Annotated in this window: 19 protein-coding genes; 5 read left to right on the top strand and 14 right to left on the bottom strand. The window is 36.6% G+C overall.

All coding sequences use genetic code 11. The features are described 5' to 3' along the window. Positions 1–73: 73 nt before the first annotated feature. The 4 genes from DF947_RS18200 to DF947_RS18215 are packed head-to-tail and all read left to right on the top strand — an operon-like array spanning position 74 to position 2,754. Complete coding sequence (locus DF947_RS18200; RefSeq protein WP_109931581.1) at positions 74–892, top strand: SDR family oxidoreductase; 819 nt, start codon at positions 74–76, stop codon at positions 890–892. Positions 893–950: 58 nt separating this feature from the next. Then, positions 951–1,874, top strand: a complete 924-nt coding sequence (locus tag DF947_RS18205; protein ID WP_109931583.1) for a helix-turn-helix domain-containing protein — start codon at positions 951–953, stop codon at positions 1,872–1,874. A gap of 2 nt (positions 1,875–1,876) precedes the next feature. After that, positions 1,877–2,428 (top strand): DNA-3-methyladenine glycosylase I, encoded by a 552-nt coding sequence (locus tag DF947_RS18210; RefSeq protein ID WP_109931585.1) that lies wholly within the window; start codon positions 1,877–1,879, stop codon positions 2,426–2,428. A gap of 2 nt (positions 2,429–2,430) precedes the next feature. Beyond that, positions 2,431–2,754: a nucleoside triphosphate pyrophosphohydrolase family protein gene (locus DF947_RS18215; protein WP_109931587.1), complete on the top strand. Its 324-nt coding sequence runs from the start codon at positions 2,431–2,433 to the stop codon at positions 2,752–2,754. Between the two features lie 22 nt (positions 2,755–2,776). Here DF947_RS18215 and DF947_RS18220 read toward each other — a convergent pair whose 3' ends face one another. The 4 genes from DF947_RS18220 to DF947_RS18240 form a co-directional block, all read right to left on the bottom strand. After that, a complete protein-coding gene (locus DF947_RS18220) occupies positions 2,777–3,148 on the bottom strand; it encodes a response regulator (RefSeq protein WP_109931589.1) in 372 nt (123 codons plus the stop codon). Between the two features lie 221 nt (positions 3,149–3,369). After that, entirely contained in the window at positions 3,370–4,485 is a 1,116-nt protein-coding gene (locus DF947_RS18225) for a hypothetical protein (protein ID WP_109931591.1), read from the bottom strand. Positions 4,486–4,492: 7 nt separating this feature from the next. Continuing rightward, positions 4,493–5,125: an ABC transporter ATP-binding protein gene (locus tag DF947_RS18230; protein ID WP_109931593.1), complete on the bottom strand. Its 633-nt coding sequence runs from the start codon at positions 5,123–5,125 to the stop codon at positions 4,493–4,495. Positions 5,126–5,488: 363 nt separating this feature from the next. After that, positions 5,489–8,680: a glycoside hydrolase family 2 TIM barrel-domain containing protein gene (locus DF947_RS18240; RefSeq protein ID WP_109931595.1), complete on the bottom strand. Its 3,192-nt coding sequence runs from the start codon at positions 8,678–8,680 to the stop codon at positions 5,489–5,491. A 268-nt stretch (positions 8,681–8,948) separates the two neighbouring features. Between DF947_RS18240 and DF947_RS18245 the strand changes: the two genes are divergently transcribed. Further along, on the top strand, positions 8,949–9,779 hold the full coding sequence (locus tag DF947_RS18245; RefSeq protein WP_205940817.1) for an alpha/beta hydrolase family esterase: 831 nt from the start codon (positions 8,949–8,951) through the stop codon (positions 9,777–9,779). A 480-nt stretch (positions 9,780–10,259) separates the two neighbouring features. On the opposite strand, the gene DF947_RS18250 is transcribed toward DF947_RS18245, so the two are convergent. From DF947_RS18250 to DF947_RS18295, 10 genes are all read right to left on the bottom strand, one after another. Then, entirely contained in the window at positions 10,260–11,384 is a 1,125-nt protein-coding gene (locus DF947_RS18250) for a TlpA disulfide reductase family protein (protein WP_109931597.1), read from the bottom strand. A gap of 58 nt (positions 11,385–11,442) precedes the next feature. Next, positions 11,443–12,576: a TlpA disulfide reductase family protein gene (locus DF947_RS18255; protein ID WP_240615411.1), complete on the bottom strand. Its 1,134-nt coding sequence runs from the start codon at positions 12,574–12,576 to the stop codon at positions 11,443–11,445. Between the two features lie 124 nt (positions 12,577–12,700). After that, positions 12,701–13,678 carry a discoidin domain-containing protein gene (locus tag DF947_RS18260; RefSeq protein WP_109931599.1) on the bottom strand — a complete coding sequence of 326 codons (978 nt, stop codon included), beginning with the start codon at positions 13,676–13,678 and terminating at the stop codon, positions 12,701–12,703. Positions 13,679–13,695: 17 nt separating this feature from the next. After that, complete coding sequence (locus DF947_RS18265; RefSeq protein WP_109931601.1) at positions 13,696–15,066, bottom strand: RagB/SusD family nutrient uptake outer membrane protein; 1,371 nt, start codon at positions 15,064–15,066, stop codon at positions 13,696–13,698. Between the two features lie 10 nt (positions 15,067–15,076). Continuing rightward, positions 15,077–18,613 carry a SusC/RagA family TonB-linked outer membrane protein gene (locus tag DF947_RS18270; RefSeq protein ID WP_240615412.1) on the bottom strand — a complete coding sequence of 1,179 codons (3,537 nt, stop codon included), beginning with the start codon at positions 18,611–18,613 and terminating at the stop codon, positions 15,077–15,079. Positions 18,614–19,007: 394 nt separating this feature from the next. Then, a complete protein-coding gene (locus DF947_RS18275; RefSeq protein WP_109931603.1) occupies positions 19,008–20,129 on the bottom strand; it encodes a FecR family protein in 1,122 nt (373 codons plus the stop codon). 136 nt (positions 20,130–20,265) lie between these two features. Further along, positions 20,266–20,835 carry an RNA polymerase sigma factor gene (locus tag DF947_RS18280; protein WP_109931605.1) on the bottom strand — a complete coding sequence of 190 codons (570 nt, stop codon included), beginning with the start codon at positions 20,833–20,835 and terminating at the stop codon, positions 20,266–20,268. Positions 20,836–21,016: 181 nt separating this feature from the next. After that, the gene (locus tag DF947_RS18285) at positions 21,017–22,342 is read right to left on the bottom strand and encodes a paraquat-inducible protein A (protein WP_109931607.1); all 1,326 of its coding nucleotides are present in this window, start codon (positions 22,340–22,342) and stop codon (positions 21,017–21,019) included. Positions 22,343–22,387: 45 nt separating this feature from the next. After that, the gene (locus tag DF947_RS18290; protein ID WP_109931609.1) at positions 22,388–23,713 is read right to left on the bottom strand and encodes a paraquat-inducible protein A; all 1,326 of its coding nucleotides are present in this window, start codon (positions 23,711–23,713) and stop codon (positions 22,388–22,390) included. Between the two features lie 143 nt (positions 23,714–23,856). Further along, a complete protein-coding gene (locus DF947_RS18295; RefSeq protein ID WP_109931611.1) occupies positions 23,857–24,936 on the bottom strand; it encodes a sensor histidine kinase in 1,080 nt (359 codons plus the stop codon). Positions 24,937–24,993 lie beyond the last annotated feature (57 nt).

A 24,993-nucleotide genomic window follows, 5' to 3' on the forward strand; every position in this document is an offset into this window, starting at 1 on the left:
ACATTTACCAACTTGGTTAATCCTGTATTTTCAGGGTGATTGATCTTTGTAATACAAATAAATCACAAAAAAAATGAAAACAATCTTCATCACAGGCGCATCAACAGGTTTAGGAAAAGCTACAGCTAAATTATTTCAGGCAAAGGGATGGCAAGTAATGGCCACTATGCGCAATCCACAAAACGAAACCGAATTACAGCTGTTGGAAAACATTTATTTATTGCCTTTGGATGTTACCAGTAAGGAACAGGTTGAAGCTACAATTCAAAAAGCGATTAATTTTACTGAAATCGATGTTGTGTTTAACAATGCTGGTTACGGTTTGGTTGGTCCACTAGAATCCTATTCGGAAGAACAGATTGCCCAGCAAATAGATACCAATTTAACTGGCGTTATCCGAGTAATCAAATCTTTTATACCATATTTTAAAACGCGAAAAAACGGCCTATTTATCACCACTACATCCGTTTGTGGATTTTCTTCCAACCCTTTATCACCGGTTTACAATGCTACAAAATGGGCATTGGAAGGATTTAGCGAGAGCATTTCTTACGATTTAGCTCAGTTTAACATTGGTATTAAAACCGTTGCTCCCGGTGGGATTAAAAGTAATTTTATTAGCGGAATGCAGGTAGCCGTAGATCCAGATTATGAAGTTTTAAACAAAAAACTGGGCGAGCTTTTTGCAGACGGAACCTTGATTGAATTTACCGAAGCAGAACGCATAGCCGAAGTCGTATATCAAGCGGCTACAGATGGGCAAGATCAATTACGCTATCTTGCTGGAAATGATTCTATAAAGATTGCGGAACAACGCCTGGAAAAGGGAAGTGAAAATTTCAGAAAAGATTTAACAAGAATGCTTAATCTTTCGGCTCCTAAATTAAAATAGAATTAAAAATAAGAACAAATCCATTAGATTAAACATGATAGTTATTTAAATTTGAGAAATGAAGAAGCACGATAACCAGGTTCAAAAATTCAGCTCGATAGCAGAGTTGCATAGAGCATTGGGCTTGCCAAAACCTTTACACCCTTTAGTAAGCTTGGTTAACTATGCGGATATTAAAACACCAGAAGAAGAGCTTCCAACGCGTTTGCTTCTAGATTTTTACAAAATTTCATATAAGATTAATCTGCAGGGGAAAATAAAATACGGACAGCATTATTATGATTTTGACGAAGGCGGGATATCATTCATCTCGCCGAACCAAATTATTGCACCAGCAGAAGATGAGAAGGATTATTCTGGCTATACTTTATTAATCCATCCTGATTTTTTCAGGAATTATCCCTTGGCGAAAACCATTGGTAATTACGGATTTTTTTCTTACTCGGCAAATGAAGCTCTATATCTTTCTGAAAAGGAAAAGATTACCATTTCTGAAGTTTTTGAACATATTATACAAGAGCTTAATGGCAGAATTGATGATTTTAGTCAGGATGTAATTATTGCCCATTTAGAGGTTTTGCTTAATTATAGCAATCGCTTTTACAAACGCCAGTTTATAACTAGAAAGGCTACAAACAACGATTTGTTGACGGATCTGGAAGATATTTTGAATAGATATTTTAATGATGAAGAAGCCTTGGAGAAAGGACCTCCAACCGTTGCCTATCTTGCAGACCAGCTAAATTTATCAGCCAGATATTTGAGCGATATGTTGCGGATGCTTACCGGACAAAATACGCAACAGCACATTCAGGATAAACTTATTGAAAAAGCCAAAAATTATTTGTCGCTCGATCATTTAACCGTTGCAGAAATTGCCTATCATTTGGGATTTGAACATCCACAGTCTTTTAGCAAAATATTTAAAAAGAAAACCAGCCAAACACCAGTAGAATTTAAACAATCCTTTTACAAAAATTAATTATGGCTTACTGCGATCATATAGAAACCATGCAACCCGAAGAAAGGAAGGCATTACACAAAAACTATCACGACAACCATTATGGTTTTCCTATTCATGATGATAATGAGTTGTTTGGCCGATTGATTCTCGAAATTAATCAGGCAGGTTTAAGTTGGGAAACGATTTTAAAAAAAGAAGCATCGTTTAGAAAGGCCTATAGTAATTTTGATGTTAACCAAGTGGCAAATTATACAGAACAAGACCGGGAAAGATTATTAAGTGATGCCGGAATTATCCGCAACAAGTTAAAAGTAAATGCTGCAATCGAGAATGCAAGAACCATCACATCCTTACAAAAAGAATTCGGTTCTTTCGAAAAATGGCTGGAAAGTCATCACCCTAAAACCAAGGAAGAATGGGTTAAGCTGTTTAAGAAAACATTCAAATTTACTGGTGGCGAAATCGTTAACGAATTTTTAATGAGTATTGGTTATCTGGGTGGAGCTCATTCGCCAATGTGCGCTATAAATAAGAAAATCGAAAAATTAAACCCAATGTGGCTAAAAAAATAATAATGGAAAATTTAGACTTTAAAATACTGAAAGAACGCTCGATACAACTTAGAGCACTTTACCATAAATTAGAACGGCAACACCACGGCACTGAATGGAGCGTTGAAGAAGATGCATTAGCTTTTTTAACTGATGCCGGATTGATTGGCAGACTAACCATGTCGCATCAGGGACGTTGGCCAAAAGGCGAAGGAACAGTTCCTGAATTGGAGCATAAATTGGGCGAATGTATCTGGTGGTTAACCGTATTGGCCGATCGAATGAACATCGATATTAATAGAGTAACTGATCAATTCCTTACTAAAACGGAAAACTTATTGAAATAAAACGGATAAAAAAACTACATCGTTAATTATTGGCTTCCTGGGTTAAATCTTCTATGATCTCTATAATCTCGGCTATTTGAAATGGTTTTTGAATAATGGCCTCTGGCCTGCAATTCACATCATCGATATCAATCAGCACGGCAGAAATAAGTATAATCGGAATCTCCGCAGTTGCTTCATGACTTTTTAAATAATTGCAAACAACTCTTCCATCTACCTTATCAATCCAAATATCAAGTAAAATTACATCAGGTTTAAAATCCGCAATAATGCCTTCAATATTTTCAATATTAAGGGCTGCACGGAGCTCATAGTTCCGTCCCTCAAACATCAACGGAAAAACTTCCTGCAGATCATTGTCATCGTCGATAATGAGAATTTTTTTTGTCATCATTTAGCATAACACAAAAACTTCTGAAATGTTTAAAAAGTAAAGGAAAAGGAGTGTTTTCTTTCGATGATCAGATTTCTTGGGAAACCAAAAAATTAATTTTCTTTTTTATGCAACCTTTTTGTTTTTTATGAGTCTTATATACAGTTTAGTTTAGTTAATAATATGACTATAAGGGGCCTCAATGGATATTGTGGCCCTTTTGAATTTTCAGTAAAGTTTAATTAATCGGATAAGTGCTCGTTTGAGTAATTTCTACTGAAAATTAAATAGGATATAATCAGCATCATCGGCACAAAATACCAGATTATTGTATAGAGGAAGCCTAAAAAAAGAATATTAAAAATTAGAAATATCCAAAACAAAAAACGTTTCATGTTATTGCCAATGGCATACATTATGCTTCTGTAGAGGAGTAAAATTGCAAACCCCAATAAGATGATGAGACCGCAATGATCAAAACGTTGAGTTGTAACTAACCATAAAATTTCTGGAAACAATATTACTGCGTAATTTAAACATGGGCCGAGAAACATTTTAATTTTACTAAAAGGAAAGTTATGCGAGAAATATAAAAAGTGCTCGTTGAAACCATATTCCTTGTAGATAATTATTGCATGTGCCGTAATCAGGATAATTATTGTTAAAGTGCCTACAGAAAACGCTCCAGCAGTTTCTGTGAAAAATAAAGAAACACAAATTATAAATAGATATGAAACAATCTTAGTGATCAAGAAAGTGAGTTTCATTTTATCCAATACTTGATACGTAAAAAGAATAAACAATGGTTTTGCCCATTTCTTGGTAAGTAAGCCCGCTGTTGTTGTTGCACTTTTTTGATCCAGACTGTTTATTTTCTGAACATAGCCATAAGCAATGAAGGCATTAAGAAAAGCCAAAAACAACAAAATGGATATTGGCAGGATATAATAACCATAAATTAAGCCAATAACAGTTGCAAAAATAGTGTAGATCCATAAGGGAAGAAAAATTTTGAACTGAACCAGAAACCAGCTTTTAAACTGAATATATTTTCTAAACGACGTTGTGCTGTAAAATAAAAACTCGTTATGGGTAACAGACAATTGTTTAACAACATATTGCCAGCTTTTGAAACCATAACCTAAACAAACTATTAAATAAATAATTAAAACCAGCGGACTGATTACTAAAGCCAAAGTGATGGCCAGATTCCATTCGGTTACTGCCCACATGGGTACAGTACCAAGCGTATTTATAAAAAAGAAATAAATTATTAGTGTAGAAAAAAGAAAAAGTAGTGCCCCGGCATGCATCTTATAAAAACCATTCGCAAATATCTTTTTGAGGATGTCTGTCATAAATCGATCAATTTGAAGGATGCAATTTTCCGTCTTTTAAAGAAAGTGTAGAGACCTTATTAAAGACCGAAAGATCCAAAGGCTGATGAGAAGAAAGAATAAACCCGGTATTTTCCTTTTCATATTTTTCCTTAATCCATTGATAAAGCACAGAGAGAGAATGAGTATCAATAGTTATCAAAGGTTCATCTAAACATATTAATGTAGGAGTTCCTAGAAAAGCCAAAACCAAAGAAAGCTTTTTGAGCATTCCGCTAGAGTATGTTCCGAGCGGATTGTTGAGATAACTGCCCATATCCATACTTTGGATATAATATTCGGCTTGGGTAATGCTACCAGATTTGGCTTTTAGAAACAACTTGATCATCTCATTACCCGTTAAAAACTCTGGATAAATGGGTTCGGCATCCGCGAAATTTATTTTTTTACGATAGTCTACTCCACTATTTTTCAAGCTAATGTTGTTTAAAGAGATTTCGCCTTCAAAGTGGAGAAAACCACATACTGATTTTAACAATGTACTTTTTCCAGATCCGTTAACGCCCTTTAACCAATAAATCCCATTGGAAAGTTCCATCTCTTCAATCTTAACAATTGTTCTCGAACCATAAGATTTAATAAATTTATTAAAATAGAGCATAAGTAAACTTGGTGAAAAATGAAGATTCTAAGTTTTATATGCTTTAAGATTTTTTAAATAAAGAATTGTTACAATGTTATATCTATTATTAACCCGGATACACTGCGTAACGGAGCAATCTGTTCCATGGCCTCGCGGGTAAAGAATCCCTGATGGGCGGTGATCAACACATTGGGAAAGGAAATTAATCTTGAAATAAAATCATCCTTAATAACATCTTCAGGTAAATCTTAGAAGAAGAGTTTTCCTTCCTGCCCGTAGTAGAAGATATGGGCATAAAAAACTGATAATTTTGGCCGACCATAAAACAGCAGGCCCGTAATTAACATTACAGGCCTGCCTCGTTATCTTAATAAAATTAAATTATTTATTACCGGTTAGCAAAATCTGGTAACTGAAAGATGTTGGTTTTGCATAAACCAAATAAGGCTCTAATGGTTTCGGACCGCAACCCCATGAGCCTACACCCAAAGTTTTGTGGCTAATGCATAAAACCGTACCCTTACTTTTAGGAAGATCGATTTTGTATTCTACATTTTCCATTTCCTCATCACTGTAAGGTAATGCTGCAACCTGAAATAAGTCTTTTCCGTGCTTAACGCTTAAACCAAAACCACTTGTAGCGGTAACATTTGCCCAGCGTACATCTTCATGATTTCCACTTTCCATGGGCTTCTCATAAGGTGTCATTTGTTTTGCAACGCTACTTGAATAATGGCCGATATCGAATCCACTTTTCCGATCCGCATAGTTTTCCATTGGTCCGCGACCCAAATAATCAAGGTTATTTAAATCCTTATCAAGGAAAAGACGCACGCCAATTCTGGCAAGTATAAGTTTTGGATCGCTAAAATCTACATCATTTACGGCGTTTATCAAACCATTGCCATTAACGGTATAAACCACATTGTGATGAATGGTAAAATCTTGTTTACCTGTTCCGGTTAGGCGTACTTTAATTTCTACAACACTTGCACTTAATTGAGTTGCCTTAACTTCGTCGGTTGTCCATTTTATAGATTTTAGTCCTTTTTTCATCCAATCATCGTAAGCCCACATATCGTCTTTACGGTGTGGCGCACGCCATAAATGGAGCATTGGACCTCCATTTTTTTGAAGAACGTTTTTGCCATTTTTTTCCATTTTAGAAAAAGTTCCCTGATCTTTATCAAACTCAAGAGCGAAATCAGATCCTTTTACGCGGATAAAATCTTTTGAATCATCTAAAGTTAAATTGCCAGAAACCGCAACTGCAGCCGCTGGAATTGAAATAGGAAGTTCAAATTGTTGAGAAGCAACTTCGTAACCTTTTTTAGCCCAGTTTTTATCGGTAGATAAATCAAATGAAATTCTTAAAAAGTACTCTGCTCCTGCTTTCGGGTTGACTTGATAAGGAATTTTTAGATCTTTTTCATCGCCTGGATTAATAGATCCCGTAGAGAATACGCCTGAAGAAAGCATTTTACCATCTTCTGTCAATTCCCATTTACCAGCAAAAGTGTTTGTATTGGTAAACTGATAACGATTTTTAATGGTAACCATTCCTTTCTTTAAATCTTTATCCCTAATGCTAATCCACTGATAAGCGTGTTTTAATTCAGGATAATGAGGCTTTAAAGATCTATCTGAGAACACAACACCTTTATGAATAAAATATTGATCGTTTGGATATTCACCAAAACCACCACCAAAAGCTGTAATTGGATGTTTTGGATCTCTATTGTTGTAAATTCCCTGATCTTGCCACTCCCAAATTGCACCACCTAATAAAGCAGGATATTTATCGAAAAGCTCGTTGTAAATATCTACAGACCCCATAGAATTGAACATGGCATGAGCATATTCGCACAAGTAAAAAGGTTTGTTTAGGCTTGCATCTTTTGCGTGTCTCTCTAAACTTGCAACATCGGTATACATTTGGCTATCAATATCCGCTGGGTTTCCATTGCCAATTCCAAAACCTTCATAATGCGTAGGGCGAGTTGGATCGATTTCTTTTATTGCTTTTAATGCCGCTCTGAAATTTACGCCACCACTTCCATTTTCGTTCCCCAAAGACCAAATCACAACCGATGGATGATTTTTGAAATTTTCTGTGTTGGCAACATTTCGATCTACAATGGCCGCTTTTATTCTCGGTTCATCGTTAAATTCGTTCATTGCGCCATGGCATTCCACGTTTGCTTCTGCAACCAAGTAAAGTCCGTATTCATCGCACAGCTCGTACCAACGCGGATCATCCGAATAATGGCAGGTACGAACATGATTACAGTTGGCCTGTTTAATCAGCAAAATATCCTGAATCATTTGGGCCTCCGTTACTGCGTGGCCAACATCTGGCCAGTTTTCGTGGCGATTTACGCCCTTAAGTTTTATGGCAACACCATTTACCAAAAATTGGCGGCCTTTAATTTCAATTTGGCGAAATCCTGTTTTCGATGAAAGAATCTCAACATCTTTAATTCCTTCCTTAAGTTTAATTACAGTTGTATAAAGTCTTGGCGTTTCTGCAGTCCACTTTTCAGGGTTGCTAACCTTGAATTTTAAATCGACAGTGACTTCTTCGCCTGGTTTTAGAGCGGGCACAGTTTTTTTTCCGGTAGACCCTGCAACCAAAACATTACCGTTATATAAGCTAGCCTCAACAATTCTAGGTTTCGTAACTGAGGTACCATAATTCTTTATTTTGGTTACAACAGCAACTTCGGCATTTTTAAACTGTTGGTCGAGATTGGTTTTAACAAAAAAATCTCTTATGTGTTGTTGTGGAGCACTCCAAAGGGTTACATTTCTAAAAATCCCACTTAAGCGCCACATATCCTGATCTTCTAAATAACTTCCCGTGGTAAAGCGATAAACTTCAACAGCCAGAGTGTTTTTGCCTGGTTGCAGATATTTCGTTAAATCGAACTCTGCAGCATTTCGGCTGTTTACACTGTAGCCCACTTTACGGCCGTTCACCCAAATAAAGAAACCTGCATCAACCCCATCAAAAGTGATAAAGATTTTACGTCCTTTCCAATCGGCAGGCACAGTAAAATCACGGCGATAACTCCCAACGGGATTTCTTTCTTTGTATGCTGTAAATCTTTCGGGAGGCGTGCTCATCACCCTTGGGAAATCTTTTTGAAAGATATAATTGTAATTGCTATAATACGGGGTACCATAGCCTTCTACCTGAAAATTTGAGGGTACTTTAATTTCTTTCCAACCAGAAACATCATAGCTTGGTTTATAAAAGTTTACAGGGCGTTTTTGAGGCCAGTCTACCCAATTAAATTTCCACATGCCATTTAAGCTTCTGCTAAAAGTAGAGGCATGTCTTTTAGCAGCAAGTGCCTGCTTTAAATCTGCATAAGGCATTAAAGTGGCGTGCGATGCTTCTTTATTAATACCGATGTTTTCTGGGTCTTCGATTTCTTTGGGAACTGAAGCGGTATCCTGTTTAGAAAGAAAGTTGCCTTCCTTATTTTGCCCTCTAGCAATGCTAGTGTTGCATATGGCAATAACAATCAAAGCGTTTAAAAAAATGTTCTTAAAATTTAGTTTGCTCATAATGTGTGTAATGGTGTTTGGTTTGGTTAATCTGAAAAAAAATGTTACCAATAACTAGTTATATGCCAGATGCATTAAATCTGATTTATCTGCCTACCAAATAAATAGCATCAAATTATTATTAGTAAATCGTTTTAATAGATTTGCTAAAAATACATTTTTTTTAATACGTTGTATCCATTCTTCAAAATTCAATAAGAAAATTACACACCAACCTAAAATTAAATACTTGTTTTAAACCTTCAGTATTTATAACCGTCGTACAGGCATGTCTGAAAAATCATTTACTCAACTTTTCTGCAAATCTTTCTTACTGATTGGTTTGTTCTTGTTATTTGGGTCAATCACCCCGGTTTTTGCTCAACAAGGTATGCCAAGAGCAAAACTCATGAAATGGAAAGTTGACGATACCACTAGAGAAGCATTGGTTTATATCCCAGCTGATGCAAAAACAAAGTCTTCTCCTATCATTTTTGTATTTCATGGCCATGGAGGTACGATGGGCAATATGTTTAAAAGCCGCGGTTTTGAAAAGCTTTGGCCAGAAGCGATTATTGTTTGTCCACAAGGTTTAAACACCCCTGGGCAACTAACCGATCCTGAAGGCAAATTGCCGGGTTGGCAAAAAGCGCCTGGTGATATGAACGATCGGGATTTGATCTTTTTTGATGCCATGCTGAAAACGCTTCGATCTGATTATAAAATAGATAACAAACGAATTTATGCAACAGGCCACTCAAACGGTGGTGGTTTTACGTATTTACTTTGGGCAACCCGCGGAGATGAATTTGCAGCCTTCGCACCATCCGCTGCTGTAGGTGGTCGGGTTGTAAATTTATTAAAACCTAAACCAGCTATGCATATTATGGGCGAACAAGATCCATTGGTAAAACCAGCGTGGCAAAAAGCAATGTGTAACAGAATTTTGAAGATTGATGGTTGCACGGATATAACCCATGCTTATGCCCCTAATGCAACATTTTATCCATCTACAACAAATACTCCAGTGGTTTTGTATGTTCACCCCGGCGGACATTTTTATCCTCCAGAAGCTAACGAGGTTGTAATTAAATTTTTTAAAAGCATACAGAAAAGCTAACTAAATTAAGTTTGGATTTATTAGCGTCTCGTATTTAGGACTCTCCTTCTAAATCTAATTTAACAATACACGCTTGTACTCCTTTAAAGGCAATAGTCATTTTTGGCTTGCCATTTGCAATACATTAAAAGGCAATACTTTACCTCAATAAATTGCTTACCGATAAGGAGGAAATGATATGAAAGACGAAAAAAGAATTTGGGAAAATCTAAAAACGGAAATCCAGAAATATAAACAACCGAGCTTCGGCAGGGATAAGAAGAAACTCTTCTCAAACCTAATAAATTCTTTTATTATTGGTTACAAACAAAAATCAAAAATTTCAGTTCCGACAAAATAAGCGAGGATGCTGATTACTATTGCGTTATAGAAAACTTCACAAGTCTCATTTTAGATTTGTTATTAAAACTTGCGAAGTCCCAAACCGGTATGGCATTTGAAACTTCGCAAATTGGTATTTCTTATTAAACCCTAACGGGGCTACTTCATAAATGAAGCAATTTTTTTATTCACATCCTCGCCTCGCAAATCTTTTGCAATTACTTTACCTTCTGGATCAAGCAAAACATTTTGTGGGATAGCTGTAATGCCGAACCTTACGGCAACTTCCGTTTGGAAACCTTTTACATCGCTAACCTGTGTCCAAGGCAGTTTATCCGAATCAACGGCATTCATCCAGTTTGCTCTTTTATCATCAAGAGAAACGCCTACAATTTCGAAATTCTTATCCTTTAGCTCTGCATAGGCTTTTAGTAAGAATGGATTTTCTGCACGACAAGGCACACACCAGCTGGCCCAAAAATCTACCAATACATATTTGCCTTTAAGTGAAGAGAGTTTAAATTCGTTCCCTTTTGAGTCAGGAAGTGTAAAGTCGATTACCTTCCCTACAGCAAATTGTTTTGCTTTCATGTACTTGTCGGTTATTTTTTTTCCGGCAAAACTCGAAAGCACTCTTTTACTCATCACTTTGTAATATGGATCGAATTTTACAACATCGATCACCATCATTTTATTCGCTAAAATTAAATCGGCCGTAACGTAAGAATCAGGGTGATTGAAAATAAAAGAATCTAAAGCAGCCTCTATTTTAGCATGTACCGGACGTGCTTCTGCCTGAATGGCTTTTATGGTTACCGTATCTTTAACTTTTGCATAATAAACTTTGGCAAAACGAGCGCTTATTTCCTTAAACTGAGCCAAAAGACTTGCCGTTTGAACATTATAATCCAGATAATCTTGTTGAACTTTGGTTCCTGTAATTTTAGCATTTACAAGACTATCAGTTCCTGTTATAGTATAATTACCTTTCTCCAAATAGAAATCAGTATAATCAGAATTTCTAGCCTTAGGTTCTCTTTTTATTGGCATTAATGTTAGGTAAGCCTTATTTCCAAAAGCTGTTGTTCCGCTTATCAAGAATTTACCGTTTTTTACTATTGCACTATCTTTAGCATTTTTACCTTCGCTGTTTACATAGTTTAATAGAATCATTTTATCCGCCCCAGCCTGAGGGATTGTTCCATTAATGGTAAATTTATCTTGGGCAAAACCTGTAGCCGTTGAGAACGCTAACAATACGCCAAAAATTAATTTTATTTTCATCTGTTTATTTTGATTTAGTATTGGTTAAGATGATGAATATATCATCTATGTTTTAATATTATTTAACGAATGCTTTAAGCTGATCGAGCAGGTTTTCACCTCTTAAGTTTTTGGCTACAATCATACCTTTTGGATCAATTAAAATATTTTGTGGTACGGAATTGATACCGTAAAGCTGTGCAACTTCATTTTTCCATCCCTTAAGATCGCTTACATGAATCCAGGGCATTCCATCTGTTTTAATGGCATTTAACCAAGCGGCTTTCATGCCAGGATAATCGAGAGAAACACTTACAATTTCAAAGTTTTTATCTTTTAATGCGGTATAGGCTTTTACCACATTGGGATTTTCAGCACGGCAGGGTGCACACCAGCTTGCCCAAAAATCAACCAAAACATATTTTCCTCGTAAAGAAGAAAGGGTAAACGGTTTTCCTTCAAGGTCGGTTTGTGTAAAATCAGTTGCTTTAGAACCTGCTTGGCGTCGTTTGCCAATCTCGATTTTTTCTATCGTTTTAAGGCCTAAAGGCGAAGACTTTAAACTGGTTGAAAATTTATGAAATAAAGGTTCAACTTGCGAGGCTTCAAATTTATTGTCAAGCACATACATGTTGTAAGCATATAAACCTGCAAATGAATTTAAGTGATCTTCAGCAAACTTTACGTTAATTGCTTTATTCATAGCCACCAACTTCTGTATGCTATCTCCAGCCATTTTACGGTCTTCTGCAGATTTTATGTAAACACCATTTGCGTCCTTTTTACCATAGTCCTTCTGCAATTTTATGATTTTAGCCGTAACTCTGCTAATCATGACTTCTCGTTCATGGTTTTCATTTTCAGAAGTTGATCCGCTTACAATTGCATTTTGGATTGAATCTGTACCAGAGATGGAAATTTTAGAATTCTCAAGAAAAAATCCTTGACGGTCATTTTCGCTTTTACTGTTGTTGCGTTTTACGGCAATCATCACTTGCTGAGGTTCTTGAACGCTCCCTTTAAACTCGAATTTCCCGTCCTTAATGTCGACAGAGTCCGTTTCTTTCCACGCTCCGTTTTGTATGGTTACCAGATAGGCTTTAGCAGGATCTTTTATTGACGATAGATTTCCATTGATGGTAAATTTATTTTGTGCCATACAAAAGCTAGCTGGCATTAATAAAAGGGCAATAACTGTATTTTTAATATTCATGATTGATAAAAATTATTTAATTAAAGCTGATAATTTCGCTGAAAATCTTCACCGCGAAGATTTTCAGCGCAAAAGTGAAATCAGTGATTTATTCATTTTTTGTTTTTAAAAACGAGCACGTTGATTAATTCCTAAACAAAATCCCGCTTATAAAAGCTACGCTGTAAGAATTTGCGCCTGAAACGTAAGGAGCTGCAGCTAGAACATTGATACGCACATATCTGGCGGTGGCTGGTGAGGCCAGAGTTATAACCGACATTCTATCTGCATTTCTAATATCTACAGCATAAGTACCTTTATCTACCCAGGTGATGTTATCTGAACTGGTTTCAATTTTAGCTGAGGTAGGGTAAGCTCCGAGGGTAGTATAGTTTACAGCCGTTGGAAAGTAGTACTCTAATCCAGAAAAAGTAACATCTCTTTTTAAATCAATATTTAACCATTGTGGTAAAGCTTGTGTAATGTTGCTCAGCCAATAGGTTCCTAGTAAATTCGCATCTACGGCATTATTGGCAACAAGAGTTGAATTTACCGAAGATGCAGTAGCAGTTATGGTATAAGCCGAATTATCCAGATAAAGTCCATCGCCTGTGGTTAATACATAGTAAACAACTTTGCGTGATCTTGGATCCTGTGTTACTCCGTCAACGGTTGTAATTGCTAAAGGAAGCACATAAGTGGTAAACTTTTTTAATGTTTTCTGAAAACTAAGGTTCAAAACGGCTGCGTCTGAAAGGCTACTGCCAGCGGCTATAGTTACTGTTGGTTTGTAAAAAAGGTAGCTTGATGTTGGAAGTAAAACTGCAGCACTTCCATACTTCGTTTTATAATCAGTAATTTTAGTGGTATCTGGTGCGAATGTTACATAGTGCGCATCCGAAGAGACATTACCCTGCAAAGATGCTTTCATTTCTAAGGTTACCAATCTTGTAGTCTTGATGTCATATGCTGTAGAAACAACCACTACATCAGTTGATGCTGGCACATTAAAAGATATACGTCCATCTGCTATAGTTTCGCGAACAGAATCATTTTTTTTACAAGCGGTTAGCAATATTGCAATGGTGCATATTGCCAATAAATTTAATTTATATGCTTTCATACTTTAAATCTTAATATTTATGGATTCTGTACCATGTCTGGGTTAAATGCCAAAACTTGGATCGGCACTTGTAGCGTATATTTGTTGCTATGAGGCTCTAGTGTACCAACGACCACATTTTGTGCATTATAACGAGTAATGGTTGGCATTTTATTCTCCATATCCAGTCTTCTCATATCGAACCAGCGTAGGCCATGGAATGGTAATTCTCGCCTTCTTTCCGCTAGTACTTCATTAAGCACAGCAGTCTGATCTGTCGAATTAAAATCTCTAGATGTAATTGGTGTACCAGTGTAACGATTACGGCGCACTTCATTTAGGTTGGTAAGTGCAGTAGAAAGATTATTGGCTCTTGCCGCACATTCTGCTATAACCAACCTCAGTTCTTGTACGGTTGTACCGGTATTCGTTAATTGAAAAGCTGGCGTAACCGCAGCGGCATAAAATAAAGTTGCTCCCCTAGCAGTTCCGGCCCAATTAGAATACAAAACCGTTCTTCTGGCATCATTGGTAGCGAACGTTGCTTTTAATTCTTGAGATATAGGCAACCCAGCTGCATTAGATGCTTTTCCATAAATCACGTCTGGATGGGATACTACATTGGTTGTTGTAGGAAAAGTAGTAGGACTGGTATAATCAATCATTGTTGCCTTGGTATTGTCAAGAGCAAGCTGTGCATATCTTTGTGCTTCAGCATAATCTCTTCGGTATAAATATACACGTGACAATACGCTGTATGCAGCAGCTTTTGACCCACGGAACCTCGCATTGCTATTATCAGCAGGGAGATTTGGGATAGCCTCATTAATATCATCGAAGATATGCTGATAAATTTCGGCAACAGTACTCCTTGGCGGTGTTTTTTGACTTACATCATCTGAGGTAACAAAAGGCACAGCTAAATCGGTAGCAGCTGTGGCAGCATTGTAAGGTTTGGCATACTCGTTCACAAGATAGAAATATGACTGTGCACGGCCTAACAAAGCTTCTGCCTTAATACTGGCTCTCTGCGATGCAGTTCCTCCTTCGGCAGCATCAATGCCTAACAATACCGTATTGTATAAACTGATTCGTGCATAATGATCGCCCCACAAATAAGTAACAGACGATACATCAGATGTAAATTGTGGTGCCCACGTATAAATCAGATTAGCAAGAGTAGTTGGTGGAGTACCAACAGTTGCTAAATCAATATTATCCGTCATATAATTCATAATACTTTGGGTCATTTCAGTAGTAAATGTGGCCCCGTTCAACCATAAATCGTAGTCATTGGTCGTTTTTAGCAATTGCTTGCCTTTTGGTGTTATATCAAGATATTTATCGCAACTACTCAGTACCATGCAGCAAAGCAGCGATAGGACGGCTATATATTTTAATTTTTTCATCGTCTAAATTTTAAAAGTTAGTAAATAAACCTAAGGTATAAGTAGGTGTAACATAAGATTTCGCATAGCTACCGGTGGCCGGACTGAAATTATATCTGTTTAAACCTACTGTATAAAGATTTGAACCCTGAACTTTTATTTCGAAGTTCTTAAAGCCAGCCTTTTTGATAAAATTCAGGTTGTTTAGTCTATATGAAACGGTAACGTCACCTAATGTGATGTAATCACCATGAACCACATAATTTTCGTTATAACGATAGGCTACCCCTGGATTGAAACTATTTAAGTCGGTTAAATTTGGAATTTCTGTATTCAATTCATCACCAGGAACCCTCCAATAATTATTTGATCCGATTAAAGGTCTATTTTCCGCTGGTGTTGGTCTTGGTACCCTTACCTTAAAACCACCATAATAGTTAATCATAGCGAAGAAGTAAAAACTGCCAACATCAACCCTGTTACTTAACCCAGCATTAATCGTTGGAATAGATGTTCCAGAGTATTGTGTAAGACCAGAGTCTTTATTAGACATCGCTGTAGTTATAGCAGCTCCTGTGGTGCTTGTGTTGACTACATACTGTGTACCATTCGGATCAACTATAATAGGATGTCCTTCATTATTAAGTCCGATCGTATTGTAAGAAAACATTGCGCCTACTGGATAACCACTCACATAGCCTAATAAATCGAGTACTGACGGATTGTATTGACCTGATCTATAAACATCAAGTACCTTGCTGTTATTTTTGGCTACTACAATACCAGTGTTCCAGTTAAAGTTTTTGGTAGAAATCCAATCTGCTTTTAGACTAAGCTCTAAACCATTGTTTCTAATGGTTGCATTATTAATTAATGCCGAAGTAGCGCCAAGAGTAGGATCGATTGTGGAATTACTCATTACATCGGTTGTCTTTTTGGTATAGTAATCAAGGCTACCTGTGATGTTTTTAAAAATACTGAAATCCAAACCTACATTTAGGTTCTCAGTTTGCTCCCAACGAAGGCCGTTATTAGCATTGGAAACTAAGATAAGTGAACTTAATGTTGGCGTATTGGATGTGTTATTCTGTGCTTGTGCAATTACCTGTGGAAGGGAAAGTTTAGCAACATTTCCATTAAACCCAAAAGCACCACGTAGTTTTAGTTGTTTAAGCCAGTTGATATTTTTCATTAAGTCTTCCCTGTCGATATTCCAGGCAGCACCTAAAGACCATAATGGTTTGTATTTATATTTTGGGTCGCTTCCAAAAAGGTTCGACTGATCGATACGAATACTTCCAGATAACGAATACTTATCCTTAAACGAATAAACAACATTAGAAAACGCAGATATATAACGATCTTCAGTATAAGTCTGGTTAAAGAAATTATTTAAAGACCCAAGTGTAAAACCAGTAACAAGTGTGCCCCTTACTGTAGCTAAACCGCTAATTATTGAAGCATAATCTACAGGTTGTTGCAACAGACTCTGATCGTTATAACCAAAATAAGAGGCCAGATTACCTTTACTTAAAATGCTTCGCATTTCTCCGCCGGCTATGGCATTAATAGAGTGATTACCAAATCTTTTGTTATAGTTTAATTGCGCACGTGCGGTATACCCCGTTGAGCTGGTATTCTGTTGACGAAGAAAATCACCATCAGGGATATTTCTTTTAAAGGCCAAGGTAGGATTAGCAGTAGTTGGCGTATTGGTATAAGTATCTACATACTGATTCACTTCTGAAGAGCCTTGACCGGCCAAATGCCTATTTTCTGAACGAGATGTTTCATACACGCCACCAAACAAAAAGTTAAAGCCTCTTCCAATATTATAAGTGAAATTAGCAGTGGTTTTAGCATTTAATGTTCTCGTTTTATCGCTTACGGAAGCCGCTTCTACCAATGGGTAATAGTTCAGATCCAATAAGCCCTGAGAAATAATATAATTGTTGAAAACTGGTGCATAACTTTGTGAAATGATGGCGCTAGGATTGCCATTTACGTCATCATAGTGTTCATAACCTGCATAAGAAGCTGGGCCCGGTACAGGAACACTATTAGCACGCTGTTCTTGATATTCTGTAGTCAATTCCAAACTTAGTCGTTTTGCTAACTTAAGCGTAGTTCGTCCCGTCAATAAGAATCTTCCATTGTCATTCCCAATTGTGTTATTGCGGTTGCCCGTATAATTAGCAGTAATATAATAAAGGGCGCTTGGTACACCACCTGAAACATTCAATGTATGCGTTTGTGTAACTGATGTTCTTAAAAACAGTCGACTATAATCTTCAAGATTATCATAATTAGCCAGCTCAGCAAAGGAGCTTTCAGCCTGTGCAGACGAAATGATACCCGCAGCTAGTTGCGCTTGGATAAAGAAAGGGATAGAACGCCTAATGTTGCCTTGCCCTGTCGTAAACAATGTTGACCATGTTGTGGGGGTAATAATAAGCGACTGCCTTTCTCGTGTGTAACTGGCATTGATAGCTGATGCCGCTGGATCCCAACGATATCGGCTGTAATCTTCCTCTGGTTTAAGACCAAATGTAGTCCTAAAATTAATTTGCGCTGCCCCTGGGGTAGCTTGCTTTCTTTCTATAATAATTACCCCGTTAGATGCCCTTACTCCGTATACGGTAGCGGAGGCGGCATCTTTAAGAATAGTTACAGACTTAATCTCGTTTGGATCAATCATATCCAGCGTTAGCTCTGTTGGATAACCATCAACTACAATTAGTGGGTTTTGGTTGGCCGACATGGTAGAGATGCCTCTAATGTTAAACAAAGGCCTAGTAGATTGGCCTGCGCCAGGAACCGTGCTTGTAAATTGTACATCGTTGTTGATCAACAAGCCTGGTAACCTATTTACCAGTCCATCAAGAAAATTACTACTTACTCTTGATTCATATTCTTTTGTCCCAATTTGCGCTATAGAACCTGTACTCTGTTCTGGCTTAATGCGTTGGTAGCCCGTATTAACTGTTACAGCAACATCTTGAAGTAAACCAACATCTAACCCTAACCTAACAACGCCAATGTTTTTACTGGCCCTTACTTCCTTGGTTTTATATCCGGTATAACTAATAGAAAGTATCGAACCTTCATCTACATTCTGCAATTTGAAAGTACCATCAACTCCTGTTCTTACCCTTTGTCCTTTAACCGTAATATTGGCGCCAGACAATGGATTTCCACTTAGCGAATCGACCACTGTACCCGAAACCTCAATAGCCATTAACTGACCGATAAGTTTTTCGAAAGATGATTTCACTGCAGGTTTAATTACAATGTTATTGTTTTCAAAAATGTAGGTCATATCGGTTCCACTCAAAACCACATTCATTACAGTTTCTAATGAAGCATTTTTAAAGTTGGTATTGATTTTTGTAGAAGTTTTAAAATTTGTGCTTTCTACAAGTACATTAATATTGGTTTGTTTCTTAATTTCTCTTAAAACTCTCTCAATAGAAACATTATTATCAACAAGATTTAGCCGCTGTCCAAAGGTGGCAGCACTTACCTGCATTAGCGAGAATAATAATATGAACGTAGTCAGTTTCATCATCAATAGCAATTTGGGTATATAGCCGGTTGGCTTATAGAAAATTTTTGTATAGGTTTTATGCATATTCATCGATTTGTTAGCAGACAATTCTCCTTTTACGGGCGATGATTACACGCTCATACCATATTGCTTTAATGGGCAATATTAGCTAAGTTTGAAAGTCTGTTTGGCTTTTGCATCAGTTTTTAGTAGGACGTATGCATTGCCGAGTTAATAAAACTTTGTTTGATCAAATTTTTGTCGTACAGATTTTTTAGGGTTTCGATAGCAGTCGAAGCCCTTTTTATTTGTCAACGAGCTTTGAGGGCGCTCAGGGAATAGCTTCTTTTTCTTTCATGTTTAGTTTGGTTTGTTTGTTGATAAATAAAAAATGGATGGTTATTCCATTTATTGATTAATTCTTTTTGCTCACAGTAATCTGCTTGCCTTGTATATCAAATGTTGCGCCTTCAGTTTTCTGCAATAGCTTTAGCATTTCCGAAAGCTTATCAAAGCGGCTGATCGATCCAAAAAAAGTTTTTTGTTTCAATGCAGGATCTTCATAACGTACTTCAACATCATACCACCGCGATACTTTCTTCATAATGCTCTCCAACGTTTCGTTATTGAACATAAATGAGCCATTTTTCCAAGCCACCACATCATCAACCTCTACAGCCTTAACATCAAGATTCATATCTTTTATGGTAGCCTGCTCTCCTGGCACCAATAGCATTTTATTTTTAGAACTTACATTAGATATCAACACACTACCTTCTAACAGAGTGGTTTTAACCGATGGCTCATCAGCGTAGCTGTTAATATTAAAAATTGTTCCTAAAACCTCTACGGTTTGATTGTTGGCTTCTACTAAAAATGGGTGCATTTTATCCTTGGAAACTTCAAAATAACCTTCGCCAGTTAAAACAACTTTTCTCTTTTGTGCTCTGGCAAAGCTGGTTGGGTATTTGAGTGATGATGCTGCATTTAAAAACACAACTGTTCCATCTGGCAGTTGCACCTGTGTTTGTTCGCCACGAGAAGTACTTAAAGTATTGTAACCAATGGTCCCGTTATCTACACCGGATATTTCATATCTAATCTGTCCATCTTTCGTTTTGAAAATTTTAACACCAGATTCGTCAGCGATGTTACCTGCAACAGCGTTTTCTATGTATATTTTCTTACCGTTCGCTAAAGTTAATGTTGCGCCGGTTTTTCCGGGTTGAACATCGTTGGTATACTGAAGGTGTGAGTCGTTGTCTTTTAAAGCCCAAAAAGTTGCCGAAATAACTACGGCCAAAAGCGCAGCTACAGCTGCAATTCGAGGCCACAATTTTACTGTTGGCTTTTTGTAATGCAACGGAAGATTTGATCTCAGCTTATTTACAAGCAAGGCCTCCTTTTCTTCTGATAGTTGTGCTTTGCTATCTGATGCAAATTTTAGATACCAAATATCTAGCGCAGTCTTTTCATCCTGCGTTAAGGTTCCATCATTATATTTTCTGATCAGTTCAGCAATTTGCTGTTCGTTCATTGGTTTTTGTATAAGGTTGATCGATAAGTTAATTATAGTAAAAGCTGGGTAGACAACCTTGTTCAATACCAATTTACTTAAAGATATAGCTAAGACCGCTATACCAGTTAATCGTCATACGTGTTTTAAAAAAAAATTACAGAAAAGGAAACAAGGCCAAAAAACCATCTATTTTAGGTTTAAGAATCTTCATGGCCTTGTATACTTGTTGTTTGGCCGTTTGGTCGCTAATGTTTAACCGTTCAGCAATTTCCTTATAAGTAAGTTCTTCTTTTTTATTAAGAATAAATACCTCACGCATTTTAGCAGGCAAGGCTTCAATTTCCTTGGCAATGAGTGCCGAAAGCTCCTTTTCCATTAGTCGGTCTTCTACAATATTGTATCCCTCAACCATAAAAGAATTTATTGATTCTGCATACCTAAGCACAACTTTTTGGTGCGCAAATAATTTGAAAATCCGGTTTTTAACTGCTGTAAAAAGATAGCCCGAAAGCGATGTGGTAAATTCAATAGCATCATGCTTTTGCCACAAGTGAAGAAAAACATCCTGAACAACATCATAAGCTTCCTCATCATTGGAGAGCAGACGGAAAGCATGGCGAAGGAGAACTTGGTTGTACCGCTCAAAAATCTCTGTATACGAATACACATCTCCTTTTTTGAGCAAGGCAGTGAGTTCGTGATCTTTAAGTTTAGGGTAATTCATTTAAATCCTCAGCGTCTGCAAGTTCGCAAAATATATTGCAAATACGAATAGTCTTATTACAAAACCTTCTCGCAGATCTTCTAGAATTTAGAAAAAGGAAAAATTGTCAACACTTTTGTTCTGTATTTTATCAAATCCAAAAGTTTTCACAACAAAAACGCATGTTTTTTCAGAAAATAGTTTAAATAATTGTATCGTTTGGAGTGATTCTTTTTAAAATAACAGATAATATAATGGCATAAGCCACATACCCTACAAAAACAAAATATCCGGGTTGTAAAGAGGTATTATTTTCAGTTATGGTTGTAAGTACATCATTATGGATTTCCAGATTGGACAGCTGACTTTGTAATATACCGTTTAACCCAATATAAGTCATCAATATTCCAACTACCATTACATCAGCCATATCCCATTTACCAGATTCGAAAGCCAAATACTTTAAAACTTTGTTTTGGCGGATTTGATCATTACTCAGAATATGAATTCCTTTTGCAATTAGTCTTAAAATTGGCAGAGCGATAACAAAAAGTAAAATGAGTGATCCTATAACAACCGAATCTGGTTTGGGCTGTTGGATCAACACTTCAATAATACCCAAAATACTTTTACTTTGAAAAAACAGCACTTGGTTTTCAAATGCAATTTTCTCGCCCAATATGGTAAAGTTCAAGGCATGGATTCGTGCATCAACTTCTATAATTGGCGCCGTTACACCAACCACTAACAGCACAAAAGCAAATAAGAGCGACATAATAAAAAGCGTGGTATGAAGGCGGACCTGCTTGCGCATAATAAGCCAAAGGCCAAGCGCCACAATTACGCAACCAAGCATAGCAAAAGATGAATTATAGGTTGCTTTATTTATAAAAGCCAATTGCGTATTAATTCGATCATTAAACTCAACCGGATCGGCAACATGGTACTTTTTTGAAATGTATTTGGTAACAGCGTTGCTGGCAATCTCGGTACTATCGTAAGTTTCTTTCTCTAACTGATCCAATTTGCTGGTGGCGATGTTTTTGAGTCTCTTTGTACTTGCCGGACTGTTAATTTTGGTGATAATGGTTTTCGCAAATGAAGGCACCTGGGCCTGGATTTTTTTAGGGTCAACAAACTGTTTTACGGCAAATTTTGTCAGTTTACCTTTAAGCGATTTTTGAGGCTTGTTAATCTGTGCAAAGGTTTTGGAAACCAGTCCATGAAGTTGATTTTCGACTTCTTTCTGCAATTCCTTTTTTTGCTTGCTGGTCATTCTAAAATCAGTTACCTGATGATTAACCACTTCAGAAATTTTATCTCGCCATTGGTTTACCGAAAAAATACCAAAAGTAATGTTATTAATCATGCTGTAATCTTCCTTAATCTGCTCTCTTTCAATAGAATTCTGGCGTAAGCGAAAGCCATAATAAGCCTCTCCGCAAAGCAGGATACTTAATCCGATGATCAGTATGATATTGGATAAACCACTTTTTTTTGAAGGCGAATCTTGTTGATGAGTTGTCAATGTTTTTGCAGTTTAAATGATAGATTGATGATTTGAAACCACAATTTAGTGAGAATCGTGTCGTGTAATAAACTTTAATATGGTTGATAAAATAAGTCCGTAAAGCACAAAACTTATAAAAATGATATAACCAGGCTGCAATGCTGTATTGTTTGTGGTAATGATGGTTAGAAAATCACTTTTGATATTCAAGTTTGCCAATTGACCTTCTAACAAACCGTTTAAACCAATGTAAACCATCAATATGGCGATTACAATCACATCGGCCATACTCCATTTTCCAGATTGAAAAGCAAAATATTTAATCACCTTGTTTTCGGCCAGTTTCTTTTTACTTAAAAGATGAATCCCGGTAGAACTTAATTTCATAACCGGAAAAAGAATGCTGAAAACCAGGATTAAAATTCCGACCAAAATCGAATCTACGGCAGGCTGTTTTACAAGCACTTCTACAACATCTAAAATGCTTTTACTTTGGAAAAACAAAACCTGATTTTTAAAAACCACATGTTCGCCCAGAAGCACAAAATCAAGCGATTTAATGCGGGCATCAACTTCAATCATAGATGCAGTAAGCCCAATTGCAAGCAGTATAAAAGCAAACATCAACGACATGATGAAAAGTGTGGCATGTAGATCAACACGCTTTCTAAGAAACCACCAAAGGGTAAGTACAACCAATATGCAGATAAGCATAATGAAAGAATAATAATATGTTGTGGTACGAATGCTATCTAAGGAGGCAGTAAGTTTAGTGTTAAATTCATCTGCAGATGAGACCTGATATTTTTTGTACATCTGCTTAACCATCGTATTTTTAACGGTTAAAGTGCTATCAATATCTTTGGTTTGTTGCAATGCCCTAAACTCACCCAAAGCCATTTTACTCAACTGCTTTTTGTTTTTTGGATTGTCTACCTGAGCAATAATTGTTTTCGCAAAAGTGGGTACCTGAGCCTTGATGTCATCCGTATCAACGAAATTTCTAACGGCAAATTTTGTTAGCTTTCCACCAAGCGACTTTTGGGGTTTGTTAACGATGGCTTCAGCCTTATTGATGAGGGCCAGAATAATCTGCTCAACTTCTACCTGCAGATCTTTCTTTTGCCTGGCTGTCATTTTGAAATCGCGGACCTGATGTTTCACAATACCTGCAACTTCATCTCGCCATTGATCTACCGAAAACAAACCAAAGGTTATGTTATTCATTTCTGAATAATCTTCTTTTAACTTTTCCTGTTGTTTAGAAAGTGTATGGAGCTGATAGCCAAAATAGCCTTCAACGCTCAACAACAGTGTTAAACCTAATATTAAAAAGATTTTCGGAAGAAATGATTCATGTTTCTTTCCAATATTTTCTGTTGTTGCCAAGATAATTAGATTACGAAGGGATGGAATTAATTGTTAATCAATTTCAATAAACCAAGATTGATGAAAATAGTTTTAACTTGTTAAAAACAAGTTAAATTAATCCACATAAATTCCAAAAAACACTTCTTAATCTGATACTTAATTTAATTCTCCAATTTCAAATAGATTTTAAAAACAGAACCCTTATCCAATTCACTTTCAACTTCAATTTTACCCCCAGAATAATCAACAATTTCTTTAACCAGATAAAGTCCAACCCCAGAGCCCTCCACAGATTCGTCCAACCGTTGGTACTTGGTAAAAACAGCCTCCAAATTTTCTGGGGCTATCCCCACGCCATTATCGGCAACTGTAATCATCATGTATTCTTCCTTTATCTCAGTTTTGATCAATACCTCGGGTTTTCGGTTAGGAGAACGATATTTTATTGCATTGTTGACTAAATTATATACAATGCTTCGCAACTTTCGTCTAACAAAAAACACTTCAGATACTTTAACATCTGTATGGATTACCGCATTCGATTCCAATATCTGTGGTGCCAGAGTTAAGCGGGTATCTTCGATAATATGTTCGAAACTGACCAATTCAGCAACTGCCTTGTATTTATGTTGATGATTTCTTGAGTCGGTCAAATCAAAAATCACATCTTTCATTTTCTTTAAGCTATTCTCCACTTTCTCTAGCAAAAGCGGGAATTTCTCCATTTTTTTATTCGGAAGTGCCCTTAACAGTTCGATGGTAAGCCCTAAACTGGTTAGCGGGGTTTTTATATCATGAGAAATGGTATCAAGCAAAAGCTCGTGCTCAGCAATCAGCCGTTCTTGTTCTTTTAAATCCCGAATTCTCATGGTAATTTCTACAAAAGTGATGATTACCCCATTGGTTTTATTGTCTTTTCTTACAAGGTAAGGGAGGATATTCATTTGGTACCACCTAAAATCAACAGTCTGAATTTCTTTCTCTAAAATTTCTCCAGAATCAATTACCTGCTGTATATTTTCCAGAATGGAAGGAAAACGAAAGTTTTCTTTTACATCAACAATAGGCTTCCCAATATCGCTATCTTTCAAGCTAAACTGTTTCATGGCCGGTGGTGTAAATTTTCTTAATGTAAGTGTAGCATCAACAAAGAGCTGGGGAATAATGGTATTGCGAAAATAGTTTTCAAGCTCTTCATTTAGATCAATGAGATCACTGACCTGCTTTTTTTGACTATTCATTCTCTTAGGTTATTTATAGATTTTAGATATTGAAAATGTTGGCAGATTTAAATTAAT

The sequence above is a fragment of the Pedobacter paludis genome (assembly GCF_003173575.1).
In the GTDB taxonomy this organism is placed as follows: domain Bacteria; phylum Bacteroidota; class Bacteroidia; order Sphingobacteriales; family Sphingobacteriaceae; genus Pedobacter; species Pedobacter paludis.